Below are 1,766 nucleotides of genomic sequence, written 5' to 3' on the forward strand. Positions count from 1 at the left end.
CTGACATGCCACTGGTCCACATGGACGGAGTCGGCGGCCTCGTGGACACACCAGATTCCTCCGTACTCGGCCGTCTCCAGGTAGCCGCCCACCGGAAGAACCAGCTCCACCGTCTGCTGCCGGCCCAATGAGGTCTCAAGCTCGAGGTCGAACGGGATGTCGGCCTCGAAGATCGACGGCAGGATCCTGAGGGAGAATGTCCCCTCCATGTAGCCGTTTTCGCCGGAGCGGAGACTCGTGAGCTGCGCGATGGGCTGCACGATCTCGACCCGCGGATCGGCGCAGGTGAGGGTCCCCGCGATCTGCGCCGCGTCGGCGGAACCAACATTACAGAGGCCGATGACGACATCGCAGATCTCGCCATGATCCATGCGGCCGTCCCGATCGCCGAGATCGTCCCTCACGACCGCGTCCTTGCAGGTGAAGAAGGGAGCGAAGACCTGCACCTGAAGGGTGTCGCGCCAGGTCTGGTAATCGCTCGATCGAATCTCGAGCGCGAAGCTCACGAACGCGCTGTCTGCGAGATTCGGATCGGGCGTGAAGGTGTAGTCGTCCTGTCCCCAGTGGGACGTGTTGGCGGCGACGTGTCCATATGTCGCCACCGAGTCGGCGATCGCCGAGCCGCCGAGACCGCGCAGGAACGCGGTCACATCGTGCGCCGTGTCGGGTCCCGCATTCGCCAGGAGGATCTCGATGGGAGTAGGAACGCCGGCCACCGGGCCGAGGGCTCCGGTCCTGTAGTCCGCGACCCGCACGTCCGCGAGATACTCGAGGGCCACCTCGACCGTGTCTATGATCGTCTGGCGGTTGTAGGCCATGACTGTCAGGAGGAGCTGCGAGCCGAGCGGAGGAAGCGGGCTCAGGTTGATCGTGGCCTCGCCGGCCCCGTCGGTGTAGGCGGTCCCGTAGAGGGTCCCTCCGGCGTAGAGAGCCGCCCGCGCCCCGGCCACTCCGGGCGTGGCCACGTCGAAGCTGGACTGTGCGAAGTAGAGGGTCTCCGCGTGCGCGACCGTCAGGGCGGCAGGCTCCGTCGTCCTCATCATGACCGTGCAGTCGCCGAAGAGGTTGTATTGCTCCATCAACCTGACCGCCTCATTGCCCGGCCAGCGGTCCATCGCCTTGGAAACGCCGTTGAACGAGAGCCCGCCGAGGCTGTTGCGGATCTCGTTCGTGAGCAACCGCACGACCTCTGTCTGCATGTCGCAGGGGGGCACCCAGGCGGTGTTCGTGGAGGCTGCGTAGATCCCGATCCCGCCCTTGGGCTCCACCCCCGTTCCGGCCCGGAGCCAGGCCTCGGCGAAACACTCGTTCGCCGGGAAGTTGCCGTTCAGACAGGCGACGCTGCAGATGTAGGGATTCATGAAGCCGTTGGTCAGGGCGTACACGTCCTGGACGTTGAACAGGGTGGTCGTCCAGTAGTTGGTCCCGCCGTGCCCGATGTAGTTGACGAATCCCCTGCCTTCGTTGATCGCGGCCGCGACATGGAGTCTCGTGGCGCCCGGGTCGTAGATCTGGTCGACGTGGACGTAGGTGTAGGCGAGAAGAGAGTCCCTCAGCCAGTTGCAGCGCTGCCAATCGTAGTAGCCCGTGCCTCCGGTCGCGTTGCTCGCGATTCCGCAAGCCTTGGAATACCATGCGGCGGCCGCGCCAAGATCCGGATCCCTCTCGTACCGGATCGTCCGGGCGATCTGGGTCTGAAGCTGTGTCGCGCTCTGTGTGGACAGGCGCGAGATCAGGGCGTCAGGGTAGTGGTCGTCTCCCGCGAG

The 1,766-nt window shown here is 65.3% G+C and carries 1 protein-coding gene; it reads right to left on the reverse strand.

What is annotated here, in order from left to right; all coding sequences use genetic code 11:
- Window positions 1–1,766: hypothetical protein (locus tag FJY88_14205; protein MBM3288480.1), on the reverse strand; the 1,766-nt coding region annotated here is incomplete at both ends.

This window comes from Candidatus Eisenbacteria bacterium (genome assembly GCA_016867495.1).
GTDB lineage: Bacteria > Eisenbacteria > RBG-16-71-46 > CAIMUX01 > VGJL01 > VGJL01.